Below are 928 nucleotides of genomic sequence, written 5' to 3' on the forward strand. Positions count from 1 at the left end.
CTCCTCATCATCGACGAGGGATGGCTGGCGCTCGACGATCCGGGCTTCGCCGGGCAGCTGAGGGAGTGGCTGAAGACCCTGCGCAAGAAGAACGCCAGCGTGGTGTTCGCCACCCAGTCCCTCTCGGACATCGACGGCTCCGCCATCGCTCCCGCCATCATCGAGAGCTGCCAGACCCGGCTGCTGCTCCCCAACGAGCGGGCCATCGAGCCCCAGATCACCGCCATCTATCGCCGCTTCGGCCTCAACGACCGGCAGATCGAGATCCTCGCGCGGGCAACACCCAAGCGGGACTATTACTGCCAGTCCCGGCGCGGCAACCGCCTGTTCGAGCTCGGCCTGTCGCAGGTGGCGCTCGCCCTGTGCGCTGCCGCCTCCAAGACCGATCAGGCCGCGCTCTCGCAGATCTTCGCAGAGCACGGGCGCGACGGCTTCCTCGCCGCCTGGCTGCGCCATCGCGGCCTCGGCTGGGCCGCCGACCTCATCCCCACCCTCGACAATCTGGAGACACGCTCATGATCCGCCGCTCATTGCGGGCCGCGTTCGTCGCCGCGCCGCTCCTCGTGTCCCCGCTGGCGCCGGCGGCCGCGCAATATGTGGTCTACGACCCCTCCAACTATGCGCAGAACCTCCTTCAGGCGGCCCGCGCCCTCCAGCAGGTCACCAACCAGATCACTTCGCTGCAGAATGAAGCGCAGATGCTGATCAACCAGGCCCGCAATCTCGCGAGCCTGCCATATTCCTCCCTGAGCGCGCTCCAGCAGTCGGCCCAACGCACCCAGCAACTGCTCGGGCAGGCCCAGAAGATCGCCTATGACGTCGGCGCCATCGACCGGGCGTTCCAGGGCCAGTATGGCTCGGTCTCCCTGAGCAGTTCGGATGCCGCCCTCGTCACCCACGCCAGGACCCGCTGGGAGACCACGGTCGC

2 protein-coding genes are annotated in these 928 nt (G+C 67.9%); both read left to right on the plus strand.

Features of this window, described 5'->3' with window-relative positions:
* Positions 1-519: TraG/VirB4 family ATPase (locus tag EJ105_RS27635; protein ID WP_455685417.1), on the plus strand; the 519-nt coding region annotated here is incomplete at its 5' end.
* On the plus strand, positions 516-928 hold a 413-nt coding region (locus tag EJ105_RS27640; RefSeq protein ID WP_488657470.1), incomplete at its 3' end, for a TrbJ/VirB5 family protein. The genes EJ105_RS27635 and EJ105_RS27640, both read left to right, overlap by 4 nt.

The sequence above is a fragment of the Xanthobacter aminoxidans genome (assembly GCF_023571765.1).
Lineage (GTDB): Bacteria > Pseudomonadota > Alphaproteobacteria > Rhizobiales > Xanthobacteraceae > Xanthobacter > Xanthobacter aminoxidans.